The organism is Achromobacter xylosoxidans (genome assembly GCF_001457475.1).
Classification (GTDB): Bacteria; Pseudomonadota; Gammaproteobacteria; order Burkholderiales; family Burkholderiaceae_B; genus Achromobacter; species Achromobacter xylosoxidans.
The window spans coordinates 714,688-729,539 of sequence record NZ_LN831029.1; the positions used below are offsets into that span (position 1 = coordinate 714,688).

Below are 14,852 nucleotides of genomic sequence, written 5' to 3' on the forward strand. Positions count from 1 at the left end.
CAATCAGTGGGTGAGGGTCTTGAGGGCCTGGAACAGGGCGCGATAGTGCTTCTTCTGCGGTTCCTGGCCTTGCAGCAGCGAGGCGTTGGCCAGCTTTTCCTTGCGGGCGGCGCGAATCACCGCGCGTAGCTGCTGCACATCCGCTTGCGGATTGTCGTTCAGCAGCTTGGTCAGCGCGTCGTCGTCGTCGAGCAGGCGGTCGCGCAGGGTTTCCAGGCGGTGCATGGCCGCGGTTTCCTCGCGCGAGCCGTTTTCCCACACGTCGAGCTGGGCGCGGATCTCGTCGGCGGGGGCGTCGCGCATCAGCTTGCCCACGAAGTGGGTCTGGCGGCGCCGGCCTTCGCGGCTGGTGGTGCGCTGCGCCTCGCGGATCGCCTCGTAGAGGCGTTCGGCCAGGGGCAACTGCTTTAGGCGTTCGGGGGACAGTTCGATCAGCTGCTTGCCCAGGTCCAGCAGCGCGTGCATTTCACGCTTGACCTGGGACTTGCTGGGACGATCGTAGCCGTTCTCGTCGTAGCCGTCGGAGGATTCTTCTTCGATGTGGGAATTCATGGAAAACTGCGCAATGACAGACTTGGCTATGATAACCGTCTCTGCAAATTGGACAGCAATGGTCAAATCCTCCTCCTCCTTGCCGCTGGCGGCCAATCACGCGCGTTTTTCCGAACTCGTCGAGCAAACCCTGGCCTACGCGCGCCAGATCGGCGCCTCGGACGCCGCGGCCGAAGTCTCCGAAAGCCTGGGCCTGTCGGTATCGGTGCGCAAGAACGACATCGAGACCGTCGAACAGACCCGTGACCGCTCGCTCGACCTGACGGTCTACGCCGGCCAGAGCCGCGGTTCCGCCTCGACCTCCGACTTCTCCGAAGCCGCGCTGCGCCAGACGGTCGAGGCCGCCTGGCACATCGCCCGCCACACCGCCGCCGATCCGGCCGCCGGCCTTCCCGACGCCGACCAGTTGGCCACCGAATTCCCCGACCTCGACCTGCACCGCGCCTGGACGGTTTCCACCGAGGAAGCCGCCGAGCTGGCGCTGCGCGCCGAACGCGCCGCGCGCGAGGTCGATGCCCGCATCACCAATACCGACGGCGCCACGGTCGGCACCTACGAAGGCCAGTTCGTCATGGGCAACACCCGTGGCTTCCTGGGCGGCTACCCGTATTCGCGCCACAGTCTGTCGGTGGCGCCCATCGCCGGCCGCGGCAACGGCATGCAGCGCGACTACTGGTACACCTCCGAGCGCGATCCGGCCAAGCTGGCCACGCCCGAGGCGGTCGGCCGCTACGCCGCCGAGCGCACGCTGTCGCGCCTGTCGGCGCGCCGCATCCGCACCGGCAAGTTCCCGGTCCTGTTCGAGGCGCCGCTGGCGCTCGGCCTGGTCGGCGCCTTGACGCAGGCCGCCAACGGCGGCGCGCTGTACCGCAAGGCCAGCTTCCTGCTCGACGCCCTGGGCAAGCCGATCTTCCCCGAACACATCAACCTGACCGAAGACCCGCACATCCGCGGCGCCATGGGCAGTTCGCCGTTCGACGACGAAGGCGTGCGCACCCGCAAGCGCAACGTGGTCTCGGCCGGCGTGCTGGAAGGCTATTTCCTGTCCTCCTACACCGCGCGCAAGCTCGGCATGCAGACCACCGGCAACGCGGGCGGTTCGCACAACCTGGTCTTCAGCTCCACGCTGACGCGCCGTGGCGACGATTTCGAGGCGATGCTCAAGAAGATGGGCACGGGCTTCCTGGTCACCGAGCTGATCGGACAGGGCGTGAACTACGTCACCGGCGACTATTCGCGCGGCGCGTTCGGCTATTGGGTCGAGAACGGCCAGATCCAGCATGCGGTGCAGGAAGTCACCATCGCCGGCAACCTGTCGGACATGTTCCGCCAGATCGTCGCGGTGGGCGCCGACACCATCTCGCGCGGCACCAAGACCACCGGTTCGATCCTGATCGAACAGATGGCGATCGCCGGCACCTGACCCGGGAACCGCGTCACAACGCTCTTTGCAATCCTTGACCGCTCGGGAATTCCTCTAGCCGTCAGCGGCGATGGCAACGTGTAATATCCGGCGGGTATTGCTCAAACTGGTATCGCTGTAGAGGAGCAAAGAGATGCAACGACGTTCATTCTTGAAGCAGGCCGGCCTGGGCGCCGTGGCGGCGGGGGCGGCGGTCAGCGCTCCCGCCCTGGCGCAGGATTCCCCCTCGATCAGCTGGCACCTGGCGTCCGGCTTTCCGGCGGCGCTGGACCTGCGCTTCGGCGCTGGCGAGATTTTCCGCAAATTCGTCTCCGATGCCACCGGCGGCAAGTTCAGCATCAAGCAACTGGCCGAAGGCGAGGTCGCGCCCGCGGCGCAACTGATGGACGCGGTCGGCGCCGCCACGGTCGAATGCGCCCACGTGTCATCAGGCATCTACTTCGCCAAAAACCCCGCCTTCTGCTTCGATTCGGCGGTGCCGTTCGGGCTGGACGCGGGCCAGATGAATGCCTGGATGCTCGAAGGCGACGGCCTGCGCCTGATGCGCGAACTGTTCAAGGCGCAGAAGATCATCAACTTTCCGCTCGGCAACACCGGTTCGCAGATGGGCCTGTGGTCCAACCGCGAGATCAAGCGCGCCACCGATTTGAAAGACCTGAGGATGCGCGTCGACGGCCTGGCGGCGCAGGTGCTGGCGCATCTGGGCGTGCTGCCGCAGCAGACCGGCGCGGCCGCGCAGGCCAATGACGGGAAGGGCGCCGAGGCCGCCCAGGAGGCCAAGCCGGCAGAAGCCGCCAAGGATCCCAAGGACGCCAAGCCGGCGGAGGGCAGCAAGCCGACCGAGGCCGCCAAGCCCGCCGACGCCGCCGCCAAGGCGGGCCCGGACGCCGTGGCCGGCGCCGGCGCCTACGACGACGGCAAGCTCGGCCTGAACAAGGCTGCCAGGTTCTATTACGGCCCCAGCTGGTGGGCCGCCAGCGAACAGTTGTCGCTCTATATCAATGAAGAGGCCTGGGCCAAGCTGCCCAAGCACTACCAGGCGGTGGTCGAAGCCGCCGCCCTGGCCGCGCATGCGCGCACCACGGCGGCCTACGCCGCCCGCAATCCGGCCGCGCTGGCCCAACTGGTCGCGGCCGGCGCGCAGGTGCGCGCCTTGCCGCGCTCTGTCATGGATGCCGCGTTCGAGGCGACCCGGCAGGTCTACAAGGACCTGGGCGAGAAGGACCCGAAATTCAAGGCGATCCACGACAACTACATGGGTTTTCGCGACAACGCGATGCCCTGGCTCCGCTTGACCGAGGGCGCCTACGACCAGTACCTGGGCGTGGCGCTGTCCGCTCGCAGTTGATGGCAGGTCCGGATGCCGAATGGCATTCGGTTGGAGGTGGGGTTTTCGCTGATAACCCCGTGTTTTTTACAAAAAAATGGGCGGTTTTGCTCCTTTTGTTGAACGGCATTCGAGTTTCGGCCTGATACAAAGGAGTAATATCCCGGGTCTTGACGCGCAAACGTGACGCCTTCAGGCGCCATTGGACGTCAATCCGGCGGGAACATCCCGGCCTGGATAACCAACATTCCGAGACAGACTTTAAGGTGGTATCAACCATGCAATCCAAGACCAAGAAGCTGCTGGCCGCGCTGATCGCCGCCGGTATCGTCCCGGCTGCCCATGCGGCCGACATCAAGCTGGGCGTGGCCGAGGCCCTGTCGGGCGGCGCCGCTCAGTACGGCGTGTCGATCCGCAACGGTTTCCAACTGGCCGCTGACGAGATCAACGCCGCGGGCGGGATCAATGGCAACAAGATCGTGCTGGTGGTCGAGGACGAGCAAGGCAAGAAAGAAGAAGCCATCAACGTCTTCAAGAAGCTGATCTTCAAGGACAACGTCCTGATGGTGTTTGGCCCGACGCTGTCGAACTCGGCCCAGGCCGCCGACCCGATCGCCCAGGCCGCCAAGACGGTCGCCTTCGGCACCTCCAACACCGCCGACGGCATCACCTCCATCGGCAACTACGTGTTCCGCAACTCGGTCACCGAAGCCGACGTGCTGCCCGCCACCATCTCCACCGTCAAGGCCAAGACCGGCCTGAAGAACGTGGCGGTGCTGTACGGCAACGACGACGTCTTCACCAAGAGCGGCTACGACAATTTCAAGAAGGCCCTGGAAGACCAGAAGATCCCGGTCACCACGACCGAAACGTTCGCCAAGGGCGACGTCGACTTCAAGGCCCAGCTGACCAAGATCAAGGGCACCAACCCCGACGCCATCGTGCTGTCGGCGCTGTTGGCCGAAGGCGCCCCGATCATGGTGCAGGCCCGCCAGCTGGGCCTGAACGTGCCCGTCATCGGCGGCAACGGCATGAACTCGGTCAAGATCTTCGACCTGGCCCCCGGCGGCGCGTCGAACAACCTGTGGATCGGCAGCCCGTGGTCGATCGAGAACAAGGCCCCCGAGAACGTCAAGTTCATCGACGCCTACAAGGCCAAGTTCAACGGCGCGCCCGACCAGTTCGCCGCGCAGTCGTACGACGCCATGTACATCGTCGCCCAGGCCCTGAAGAACACCAAGATCTCCGGCGAACTGGCCAAGGACCGCGCCGCCCTGCGCGACGCGCTGCCCTCGGTGCAATGGACCGGCGCCACCGGCGCCTTCAAGTTCCGCCAGGCCACCGACCGCGCCGGCAAGCCCGCCGGCTACGACGCCGACCAGGCGCCGATCGTCAGCGTGACCAAGGACGGCAAGTACGTCATCGAGAAGTAAGCAGTCAGCATCCCCGCGCGGGGGGATGCGCCTTGCGGACGGCGGCCAGCTGTCGTCCGCAAGGCGCTTTTTATCGTAGGACTCCCCAGGAATAGAACGGCTCTCTCAGGGCGGCAGGTCCACGCAATGCGCGGCGTGGAAGGCCTTACACAGGCCTGCCCCGGGTCCCGAAGCCGTGCCTGGCGAGCGGCAAGTCCACGCAGGGGGCGCGGCGTGGGGGCTCTTTTTTGATTTGGAATATGTCCCATCATGTTGGAACAACAATTCGTTAACGCCTTGTCGCTGGGCTGTGTGTACGCACTGTTCGCGCTGGGCTTCACGCTGGTATTCGGCGTGCTCGGGGTGATCAACCTCGCGCATGGCGCCGTCTTCATGGTGGGGGCCTACGCGGCGCTCTCCGTGGTGCAGCATTTCGGCCTGCCCCTGTGGGCGGCGCTGATGGTGGCATTTTTCGTCGCCGGCTTCACCGGGGTCATCATCGACTACCTGGTGCTCAAGCCGCTGCGCAAGCGTAATGCTCCCCACCTGATCCCCATGATCGCCACGATCGGCGTGGGCATCATCCTGAACAATGGCGCGCAAGGCATCTTCGGCGCCAGCAACCTGCGCTTCCCGCACGGCACCGTGCCCGAGGAAGTGATCGAGATCGCCGGCCTGCACCTGACCGTGATCGAACTGGGCATCATCTTCCTGTCGTTCGCGCTGATGGCCCTGCTGATGTTCGTGATGCGTCGCACGCAGTTCGGCCGCGCCCTGCGCGCCATTGCCGAATCGCCCAAGGCCGCCTGGCTGCTGGGCATCAACGTCGAAAAGCTCTTCATCACCACCTCGTTCGCCGCCGCTGCCCTGGGCGGGGTCGCGGGCGTGCTGATCGGCCTGTACTCGAACGCGCTGTTCCCGCTGATGGGCCAGCCGATGCTGCACTAGGGCATCGCGGTCATCATCCTGGGCGGCATGGGCGACATTCGTGGCGCCATGCTGGGCGGGCTGTTCCTGGGCTTCGCTGAAGTGCTGTCGGTGGCCTATATCGGCTCCACCATGCGCGACGCGGTGGCATTCGGCCTGCTGTTCCTGATCCTGCTGGTGCGCCCGCAAGGTCTGTTCGGCAAAGTGGTTCAACGCAAGGCTTGAGTATGAGCGGATTCGAAAACTTCTGGGCCATCTATGGCAACCTGGTGCTGACGCTCGGCACCAACGCCCTGCTGGCCCTCTCCATCTGGCTGACGCTTGCCTGCGGCATGCTGGCCATGGCCAATGCGGCCTTCATGGGCATCGGCGCCTACGCGGCGGCGTTGCTCACCATGAACTACGACGTCTCGTTCCCGGTCGCGCTGGCCGGCGGCATGGCGGCGCCGGCCCTGGTGGCGGCGCTGATCGGCTTGCCGACCTTGCGGCTGTCAGGGGTCTATCTCGCCATGGCCACGCTGGGTTTCGGCGAAGTGGTGCGGGTGACGGTGCTGAACACCGAGTCGATCACCGGCGGCGCGCTGGGCCTTAACGGCATTCCGCAGCTGACGCAGTGGTGGCACGTCATCCTGGCGGTCGTCATCGTGCTGTTCGTCCTGTGGCGCGTGCGCGCCTCGAAGATCGGACGCGCCTTCGAGGCCATCCGCGGCGACGAGACCGCGGCCGGCCTGATGGGCATCGACGTGCGCGCCAACAAGATGCTGGCCTTCGTGGCGGGCGCGATGATCGCCGGCCTGGCCGGCGCGCTGAATGCGCACCTGACCTTCTTCATCGGCCCCAACGAATACGGCTTCGACCGTGGCGTTGAAATCCTGACGATGGCCATCCTGGGCGGTATCGGCGGTCTGGCCGGTCCGGTGCTGGGCAGCTTCATCATCACCGTGCTGCCCGAGCTGCTGCGCGGGTTCGCGGATTTCCGCCTGGTCATCAACGGAGTGATCCTGGTGGTGATTGTGCTTTTCCTGCCGCAAGGCATCTGGGATCCGGCGCGCTTCAAGCGCTGGATGCGTCAAGGAGGCAAGCGCCATGCTTGAGCTGACCTCCGTTTCCAAGAGCTTCGGCGGCCTGCACGTGCTGCATGACGTCAGCCTGTCGGTGCCCGAAGGCGCGATCTTCGGCCTGATCGGTCCCAACGGCGCCGGCAAGACCACGGTGTTCAACCTGATCACCGGCCTGCTGCCGCCCAGCGGCGGCGGCATCGCCTTCAATGGCGAAAGCCTGCTGCGTCGCAAGCCGCACGCCATCACCCGCATGGGCATCGCCCGCACCTTCCAGAACATCCGTCTCTTCAAGGAGATGACGCTGCTGGAGAACGTGGTGGTGGGCGCCTACCGCCACATGAACTACGGCTTCCCCAGCCTGCTGCTGGGCCTGCCGGGCTACCGCGAGCACGAAAAGCGCGCCCGCGAGCGCGCCCACGAGCTGCTGACGTGGATGCGCCTGGACCACAAGGCCAACGACCTGGCCGACAACCTGTCGTACGGCGAGCAGCGCCGCCTGGAGCTGGCGCGCGCGCTGGCCACCGAGCCCAAGCTGCTGCTGCTGGACGAACCGGTCGCAGGCATGAACACCGGCGAGCGCGCCGAGCTGATGCGCGAGATCCTGGCGATCCGCGACCGCGGCTACACCATCCTCATGATCGAGCACGACATGCGCTTCGTGATGGGGCTGTGCGAGCGCATCGCGGTGCTGAACTTCGGCAAGATCATCGCTTGCGGCGGGCCTGAAGAGATCCGCAACAACGAGCAGGTCATCGAGGCCTACCTGGGCCGCGAGGACGACGACGACATCGACAACGCGGAGGCCGCACAATGAGCAGCGCAATGCTGGAAGTCCGCGGACTCGAGGTCAACTACGGCCATATCGAAGCCGTCCGCGGCATCGACCTGGACCTGGAAGCCAAGGAAATCACCGCCCTGGTCGGCGCCAACGGCGCCGGCAAATCGACCACGCTGCTGGCGCTGTCGGGCCTGCTGCCCAAGGCGCGCGGCAAGATCCTGTTCGAAGGCGAGGACGTCACCAACCTGGCGCCGCACCAGCTGGTGGCGCGCGGCATCGTCCAGGTGCCGGAAGGCCGGGCCATCCTCACCACCATGACCGTGTTGGAAAACCTCGAGCTGGGCGCTTACCGCCGCGGCCTGAAGAACATCGATTCGGACCTGGAATACGTCTTCAACCTGTTCCCGCGCCTGAAAGAGCGGATCACCGGCATCGCCGGCAATCTCTCCGGCGGCGAACAGCAGATGCTGGCGATCGGCCGCGCCCTGATGGCCAAGCCGCGCCTGTTGCTGCTGGACGAACCGTCGATGGGCCTGGCGCCGATCGTGGTGCAGGAAATCTTCCGCTCGCTGCGGGCGATCAACGCCGACGGCCTGACCCTGTTCCTGGTGGAGCAGAACGTGCGCCAGGCGCTCAAGATCGCCCAGCACGGCTACGTGCTGGAGAACGGCGCCATGGCGCTGTCGGGCACCGGCCGCGGGCTGTTGGGCCATCCGCGGGTGCTGGAAGCCTACCTGGGCGCCTGATCCGCGCGGTGGAACGGGGAAGGGGCGCTGGAGCGCTGGCGGGGTTCCCGGCGGCGTGCACTTGCGTCCCCTTTAAAAATGCGACAGTCGTTTCCCTCGGAACGGCTGTCCATCCACCTGGATTCGATCGCGGCTGCCCATTTTTTGAGCATCCGTGGTAGAATTTCAGGCTTTCCCTCATTTTGACCATTGCACGGGCGGGTAATAACGCTTAGGCGGGACGTCGATAGGGACCGTGGGTTGGCTGAAACCCGGCACTGAAACCCAGTTGCTGGAAAGATGCCGGCTCCATTGTCTAGTTGAGGGAAAAAGCCTGGCTGGATCGTCCAGTCAGAGACCATTTTTCATATCTAGGAACCATCATGAAGACCTTTGTGGCCAAGCCGCATGAAGTCCAACGTGACTGGTTTGTGATCGACGCCAAGGGCAAAGTCCTCGGTCGTGTGGCCAGCGAAGTCGCACGTCGTCTGCGTGGCAAGCACAAACCTGAATTCACGCCGCACGTTGATACCGGCGATTACATCGTCATCATCAACGCTTCCGATATCGTCGTTACCGGTACCAAGGCGAAGGACAAGAAGTACTTCCGCCACACCACGTACCCGGGCGGTATCCGCGAAACGAACTTCGAGAAGATGCAAGAGCGTTTTCCCGGTCGCGCCATCCAGAAGGCCGTCAAGGGCATGCTGCCCAAGGGTCCTCTGGGCTACGCCATGATCAAGAAGCTGAAGGTCTATGCCGGTGCCGAGCACCCGCACACCGCCCAGCAGCCCAAGACGCTGGATATCTAAGGAAACGCCATGATCGGTAACTGGAACTACGGAACCGGCCGTCGCAAAACTTCGGTGGCTCGCGTTTTCATCAAGAAGGGCACCGGCAAGATCGTCGTCAACGGCAAGCCCGTCGACGAATTCTTCGCCCGTGAAACCGGCCGCATGGTCGTGCGCCAGCCGCTGGAACTGACCGGCCACCTGGAATCGTTCGACATCAAGGTCAACGTGCACGGCGGCGGTGAAACCGGCCAGGCCGGCGCAGTCCGTCACGGCATCACGCGTGCCCTGATCGACTACGACGCGACCCTGAAGCCCGCGCTGTCGCAAGCTGGTTTCGTGACCCGCGATGCCCGCGAAGTCGAACGCAAGAAGGTCGGCTTCCGCAAGGCGCGCCGTCGCAAGCAGTTCAGCAAGCGTTAATCGCTGCGAAAAAAGCCCGCCTCGTGCGGGCTTTTTTTTACATGCCCCAGCTCGCGGAACTCCGCGGGCATCGTCCGGTCGGACATCGGTTGCCGCGCTTTCATGCGCGGCGGCAAGGCCGGTTGTCCGAGCGATACAATCGAGCCTCGTTCTACGAAGAGCACACATCATGGCCCAAGCATCGAACTCCCGTATCAAGGTTGGCATCGTCGGCGGCACCGGTTACACCGGCGTCGAACTGCTGCGCTTGCTGTCGCAGCATCCCCACGTGGAATTGACCGCCATCACGTCCCGCAAGGAAGACGGGCTGCCGGTGGCCGACATGTACCCGAACCTGCGCGGCCGCGTGCAGATCGCCTTTTCCTCGCCGGAAAAGGCCACGCTGACCGACTGCGACGTGGTGTTCTTCGCCACGCCCCACGGCGTGGCCATGGCCCAGGCTCAGGAACTGATCGCCGCCGGCACCAAGGTCATCGACCTGGCCGCGGACTTCCGCCTGCAGGACGTGCCCACCTTCGAACGCTGGTACAAGATTCCCCATACCTGCCCGGACATCCTGGCTGAATCCCAGTACGGCCTGGTCGAGCTGAACCGCGAAGCCATTGCCAAGGCGCGCGTGATCGGCAACCCGGGCTGCTACCCGACCACCGTGCTGCTGGGTCTGGCCCCGCTGCTCGAGGGCGGCAAGCAACTGGTGGATGCGCAGACCCTGATCGCCGACTGCAAGTCGGGCGTGTCCGGCGCCGGCCGCAAGGCCGAAGTCGGCTCGCTGTTCTCCGAGGCATCCGACAACTTCAAGGCCTACGGCGTGGCCGGCCACCGTCACCATCCCGAAATCGTCGCCCAGCTCGAGAAGATCGCCGGCGGCAAGGTTGGCCTGACCTTCGTGCCGCACCTGGTGCCGATGATCCGTGGCATGTACTCGACCATCTACGCCCGCATCAAGCCCGAGGCGCGCGACACCGACTTCCAGGCCCTGTTCGAGCAGCGCTACGCCGATGAAGCGTTCGTCGACGTCATGCCCGCCGGCAGCCTGCCCGAGACGCGCTCGGTGCGCGCTTCCAACAACCTGCGCATCGCACTGTCGCGCCCGGGCGGCGGCGACCAGCTCATCATCATGGTGGTGCAGGACAACCTGGTGAAGGGCGCGGCCGGCCAGGCGGTGCAGAACATGAACCTGATGTTCGGTTTCCCCGAGACCGTCGGCCTGGACCAGGTCGCGATCCTGCCCTGACGTCCGGCCGGGCCGGCGGTGTGCCGCCGGCCCGCTCCCCATGTCCAACGATTCCTCCGCGACGCCTCGAACTTCCCGTGCCGGCCTCGGCCTGCGGGTCGCCGCCGGCGTGCTGGCCGGTGTGCTGGTGGGCGCGGCGGCGGGCTATTACTACGCGCGCGGCGTCTACCAACCCAAGGACGCCGTCGTGCTCAGCGCGGCGCAGGTCGAGACGCGCGACGAAGCCATGCGCCAGCAGGCGGTGCAATTGCGCTACCTGCGCGGCCAGCTCGATACCGCCGACGGCGAGCTGGTGATCGAGCGCTCGGCGCGCCAGGAACTCGAAACCCAGCTGCACGCCGCGCAGGCCGAGATCGGCCGCGTGCGCGACCAGCTGGCGTTCTATGAACAACTGCTGCCCCCGGGGCCCGAAGGCACCGTGGACATCCGCGGCGCCCAGATCGACCGCGAAGGCGGCGGGCTGCGCTACAAGGTGCTGCTGATGCGCAGCGGCCGCAATGGCGCCGCCCCGTTCGCCGGCACGCTGCGGTTCCAGGCCGTCGGCACGCTCAAGGGCGAAACCGTCACCGTGGACCTGGCGCCGATGCAGGTCAAGGCCGAAAGCGGTCCCGTGCCCGCCACCGGCGAAACCACCACCGCGGCGTCGCTGGCCTTGCAGTTCGACCAGTACCAGCGCAGCCAGGGCGTCCTGGCCGTGCCCGAGGGATTTGTCCCCGAAAGCGTCACCATCAGTGTCCTGGAGGGCGATGTGGTCCGCGCCTCCCGCAGCGTCAAGCTCGAACTTTGAGTCCGGGCGGCGCTGCGCTATAGTGACTACATGCGAGCGGCGCAGCCGCTCATCGGAATACGGCCCCAGCGGCCAGGAGTGAATCATGAATGCAGTGACCGAAACCGTCGACCTGCAGGCTGCCCCGCCTGCTCCCCTGGTGTTCACCGACTCGGCTGCCGCCAAGGTCAAGGACCTGCTGGCCGAGGAAGGCAACCCCGAGCTGAAGCTGCGCGTGTTCGTGCAGGGCGGCGGCTGTTCGGGTTTCCAGTACGGTTTCACGTTCGACGAAGTCGTCAACGAAGACGACACCGTGCTGGACAAGGCCGGCGTGCAGCTGCTGGTCGACCCCATGAGCTTCCAGTACCTGGTCGGCGCCGAGATCGACTACAAGGAAGACCTGGAAGGCGCCCAGTTCGTCATCCGCAATCCCAACGCCAGCACCACCTGCGGCTGCGGCTCGTCGTTCTCGGTGTAAGCCGGTAGCGGCGTTGCGCCGCGATGGCGGCGGGCCACGCCCGCTCGGCCACAAAAAAAGCCCTTCGGTTTTCCGAAGGGCTTTTTGTCGTGCGGGCGGCGCGCGTCAGGCGGGATACAAGGCGCCCAGGATGCGCGCGCCACGCGCACCGGTGACGCCGGGCAGGCCGGCGGGGCGGCGCGCCAGGAAGGCCTGGGCCAGCCAGGCGAACGCCAGCGCCTCCACCTGTTGCGCCGGGACGCCCAGCGCGTCGGTGGCATGCACCGGGCGCTGCAGGCAATACGCCAACTCACGCATCAGTCCGGGGTTGCAGGCGCCGCCGCCGCAGACATAGAGCTCGCGCACGTCCGTGCCGGCGGCGTCGATGGCGTTGGCGACGGTGCGGGCCGTCAGGCGTTGCAGGGTGGCCTGCACGTCCTGCGGCGCCGGCCTGGGACCATCGTAGGCGGCCAGCCGGTCGTCCAGCCAGCGCATGTTGAACAGGTCGCGGCCGGTCGATTTGGGCGGCGGCAGCGCGAACCACGGTTCGCTCGCGATCAGTTGCTCCAGGAGCGGCGCCAGCACCTGGCCGCTGGCGGCCCAGCGGCCGTCGGCGTCATAGGATTGGCCCAGGTGCCGCTGGCACCAGCCGTCCAGGAAGACATTGGCCGGGCCCGTGTCAAAGCCGCGTGGCGGCTGGTCCGGCGCCAGCAGCGTGACGTTGGCGATGCCGCCCAGGTTCAGCACCGCGCGGCCTTGCGGCGCGCCGAACACGGCGGCGTGGAAGGGCGGCACCAGCGGCGCGCCCTGGCCGCCGGCGGCCACGTCGCGGCTGCGGAAGTCCGCCACCACGTCGATGCCGGTCAGCTCCGCCAGCAGGGCGGGCGCGTTCAATTGCACGGTATAGCCGCTGTCGGGGCGGTGGCGTACCGTCTGGCCATGGGCGCCGATGGCGGCAACGTCCCGCGCTTGCAGCTTGGCGCCGGCCAGCAGGTCCGCCACCACCTGCGCATACAGGCGGGCCAGTTCGTTGGCGGCGAGCGCGGCGCGGGCCAGTTCGTCGTCGCCGGCAAGGTTCAGGGCCAGGAACTCGGCCCGCAGCGCGGCGGGCATCGACAGGCTGGCGCTGGCCAGCACCTGCGGCGGCTGGCCGTCGCGCAGTCGCGCCAGGACACCGTCGACGCCGTCCACGCTGGTGCCGGACATCAGGCCGATGAAATGCTGGGGTGTCGTCATGTCAGGAGCCGCCTGTAAAAAAAGCGGCCCGGCATCGAGATGCGCGGGCCGCCTTGCGGATGCGTGATGCAGGTCCGGCTCAGCGGCTGGCCACGTTGGTCAGCGCGTCGGGCAGGGTCTGCTGGAATTCGGTGAGCAGCTGGATCTGCTGCTTGTACGGCGCCACGGCCTGATTGAAGGCGCGGATTTCGGCCGGTTCCAGGGCGCGGGCGACGGGCAGGTCGACCGACAACGGGTCGATCGGCTGGTTGTCGACGCGGAACTCGTAGTGCAGGTGCGGACCGGTGGCCCAGCCGGTGGCGCCGACGTAGCCGATCAGTTGCCCTTGCGAGATTTTGCTGCCCTTGGTGATGCCTTCGGCGATGCGGCTCTGGTGCGCGTAGAGCGTCGAGTACTTGCCGTGGTGCTTGACGATGACCACGTTGCCGTAGCCGTTCTGCCAGCCGGCGAATTCCACCGTGCCGTCGGCCGTGGAGTGGATCGGCGTGCCCGACGGCGCGGCATAGTCCACGCCCTTGTGCCCCGTCCAGGTCTTGTGGATGGGGTGCATGCGCATGCCGAAGGTGGAGCTGATGCGGCTGAACTTCAGGGCGGTGCGCAGGAACGCGCCGCGCAGGCTGGTGCCGTCGAAGTCGTAGTACGAGCCGGTCTTGTTGTCGGCGCTGAACCAGACGGCGGAGTAAGTCTTGCCGCCGTTGATGAATTCCAGGGCCAGCACGCGGCCGGCGCCGGCGTAGCGGCCGTCGTGCGAGCGCACTTCGTAGACCACGCGGAACTGGTCGCCCTGGCGCAGGTCGCGCAGGAAGTCGATCTTGGCGCTGAGGATGTCGGCCATCTGCATGGTGACCGAATCGGGGATGCCGGCGGCATCGGTGGCGCCGAACAGCGAGGACCGGATCGTGCCCACGGCGACGCGGGTCTGGCGATCGGTGCTTTCGGTGATTTCCTCGGCCTTGTAGCCGGCGTCGGTGCGCGCCACGTGCAGCATGCGGGTGACGACCTGGCCGTCGGCCTCGTTGCCCGGCGTGTGGATGTAGCGCAGCCAGATCAGGTTGCCTTCGGCGTCGGTCGCGGCCTGCACCGACCGGCCCGGGTACAGCTTGTAGATGCTGCGCGCGCTGGCGTCGTGGGTCAGGAAGGTCTGCAGGTCCGGGGAGTCCAGCTCCAGGCGCTGCAGCACGGCGGCCAGCGTGTCGCCCGCGCGGATGCGGGTTTCGCTGATGTAGGGCGCGGCGCTGGGCGTGCTGACTTCGACCTGTTCGGTGGTCAGCGGCAGGATGCTCTGGATGACGCGGGACGGGGGGAGTTCGCTGCGGTCGGGTTGCTGCACCATGCCCAAGGCGGCGGCGCCGGCAAACAGACCCATGGCGGTGACGAGGAGAGTGCGGCGGAAAAGTCCCGAGCGATGCGGCTTGGGCTCGACGGGCGCAAATACGGCGGCAACTTTGCGTTTGATGCTACTCGCCAGGTCGTGGAGGCCACGATTCATCGTGAAGATACCCTCTCAGGTGGCATGAGCTCGCAGGGTGCGTGACACGAACGGCCCCCGCGCGCCACGTTTTCCGGGGCAAGGGCTGGCGCGGGGCGCATCTTGTGAACAACGGGTGGTAACCGGAGCACAACTGCGTATATATGACAGTTGCGTATGATTAGGGCGGTATCCTAGCTGATTCGGCTAGAATTTTCGATAGTTTTCGTCACTTTTTACACCTTTTTATCGGCTGAAGCCGTTGCGGCCCC

The 14,852-nt window shown here is 66.2% G+C and carries 14 protein-coding genes and 1 pseudogene; 12 read left to right on the plus strand and 3 right to left on the minus strand.

Going from position 1 to position 14,852, the window contains the following annotated elements:
• Positions 1-3: 3 nt before the first annotated feature.
• Positions 4-552, minus strand: a complete 549-nt coding sequence (gene yjgA, locus AT699_RS03305) for a ribosome biogenesis factor YjgA (RefSeq protein WP_006388633.1) — start codon at positions 550-552, stop codon at positions 4-6.
• A gap of 58 nt (positions 553-610) precedes the next feature.
• Here yjgA and pmbA point away from each other — a divergent pair, with 58 nt between their 5' ends.
• From pmbA to erpA, 12 genes and pseudogenes are all read left to right on the plus strand, one after another.
• Positions 611-1,975 (plus strand): metalloprotease PmbA, encoded by a 1,365-nt coding sequence (gene pmbA / locus AT699_RS03310; protein ID WP_006388634.1) that lies wholly within the window; start codon positions 611-613, stop codon positions 1,973-1,975.
• Between the two features lie 133 nt (positions 1,976-2,108).
• Positions 2,109-3,323 carry a TRAP transporter substrate-binding protein gene (locus AT699_RS03315; protein WP_024067696.1) on the plus strand — a complete coding sequence of 405 codons (1,215 nt, stop codon included), beginning with the start codon at positions 2,109-2,111 and terminating at the stop codon, positions 3,321-3,323.
• Positions 3,324-3,580: 257 nt separating this feature from the next.
• Complete coding sequence (locus AT699_RS03320) at positions 3,581-4,735, plus strand: ABC transporter substrate-binding protein (RefSeq protein ID WP_020925257.1); 1,155 nt, start codon at positions 3,581-3,583, stop codon at positions 4,733-4,735.
• Between the two features lie 249 nt (positions 4,736-4,984).
• A pseudogene (locus AT699_RS03325) lies at positions 4,985-5,866 on the plus strand (branched-chain amino acid ABC transporter permease).
• Positions 5,867-5,868: 2 nt separating this feature from the next.
• Complete coding sequence (locus AT699_RS03330; protein WP_006388638.1) at positions 5,869-6,735, plus strand: branched-chain amino acid ABC transporter permease; 867 nt, start codon at positions 5,869-5,871, stop codon at positions 6,733-6,735.
• Positions 6,728-7,516, plus strand: a complete 789-nt coding sequence (locus AT699_RS03335) for an ABC transporter ATP-binding protein (RefSeq protein WP_020925256.1) — start codon at positions 6,728-6,730, stop codon at positions 7,514-7,516. Before AT699_RS03330 ends, AT699_RS03335 begins: the two co-directional genes overlap by 8 nt.
• Positions 7,513-8,226: an ABC transporter ATP-binding protein gene (locus AT699_RS03340; protein WP_006388640.1), complete on the plus strand. Its 714-nt coding sequence runs from the start codon at positions 7,513-7,515 to the stop codon at positions 8,224-8,226. The genes AT699_RS03335 and AT699_RS03340 overlap by 4 nt, the downstream gene beginning before the upstream one ends.
• Before the next feature lie 362 nt (positions 8,227-8,588).
• Positions 8,589-9,017 carry a 50S ribosomal protein L13 gene (gene rplM / locus AT699_RS03345; protein WP_006217309.1) on the plus strand — a complete coding sequence of 143 codons (429 nt, stop codon included), beginning with the start codon at positions 8,589-8,591 and terminating at the stop codon, positions 9,015-9,017.
• Between the two features lie 9 nt (positions 9,018-9,026).
• Positions 9,027-9,419, plus strand: a complete 393-nt coding sequence (gene rpsI, locus AT699_RS03350; RefSeq protein WP_006388641.1) for a 30S ribosomal protein S9 — start codon at positions 9,027-9,029, stop codon at positions 9,417-9,419.
• 169 nt (positions 9,420-9,588) lie between these two features.
• Entirely contained in the window at positions 9,589-10,653 is a 1,065-nt protein-coding gene (gene argC, locus AT699_RS03355; protein ID WP_006388642.1) for an N-acetyl-gamma-glutamyl-phosphate reductase, read from the plus strand.
• A 40-nt stretch (positions 10,654-10,693) separates the two neighbouring features.
• Entirely contained in the window at positions 10,694-11,440 is a 747-nt protein-coding gene (locus tag AT699_RS03360; RefSeq protein WP_024067698.1) for a DUF6776 family protein, read from the plus strand.
• An 85-nt stretch (positions 11,441-11,525) separates the two neighbouring features.
• Complete coding sequence (erpA, locus tag AT699_RS03365) at positions 11,526-11,897, plus strand: iron-sulfur cluster insertion protein ErpA (RefSeq protein ID WP_006388644.1); 372 nt, start codon at positions 11,526-11,528, stop codon at positions 11,895-11,897.
• Between the two features lie 105 nt (positions 11,898-12,002).
• Here erpA and AT699_RS03370 read toward each other — a convergent pair whose 3' ends face one another.
• Positions 12,003-13,112, minus strand: coding sequence for an anhydro-N-acetylmuramic acid kinase (locus tag AT699_RS03370; protein WP_024067699.1), 1,110 nt, complete (start codon positions 13,110-13,112; stop codon positions 12,003-12,005).
• 79 nt (positions 13,113-13,191) lie between these two features.
• Entirely contained in the window at positions 13,192-14,601 is a 1,410-nt protein-coding gene (locus AT699_RS03375; protein WP_006388646.1) for a M23 family metallopeptidase, read from the minus strand.
• Positions 14,602-14,852: the final 251 nt, after the last annotated feature.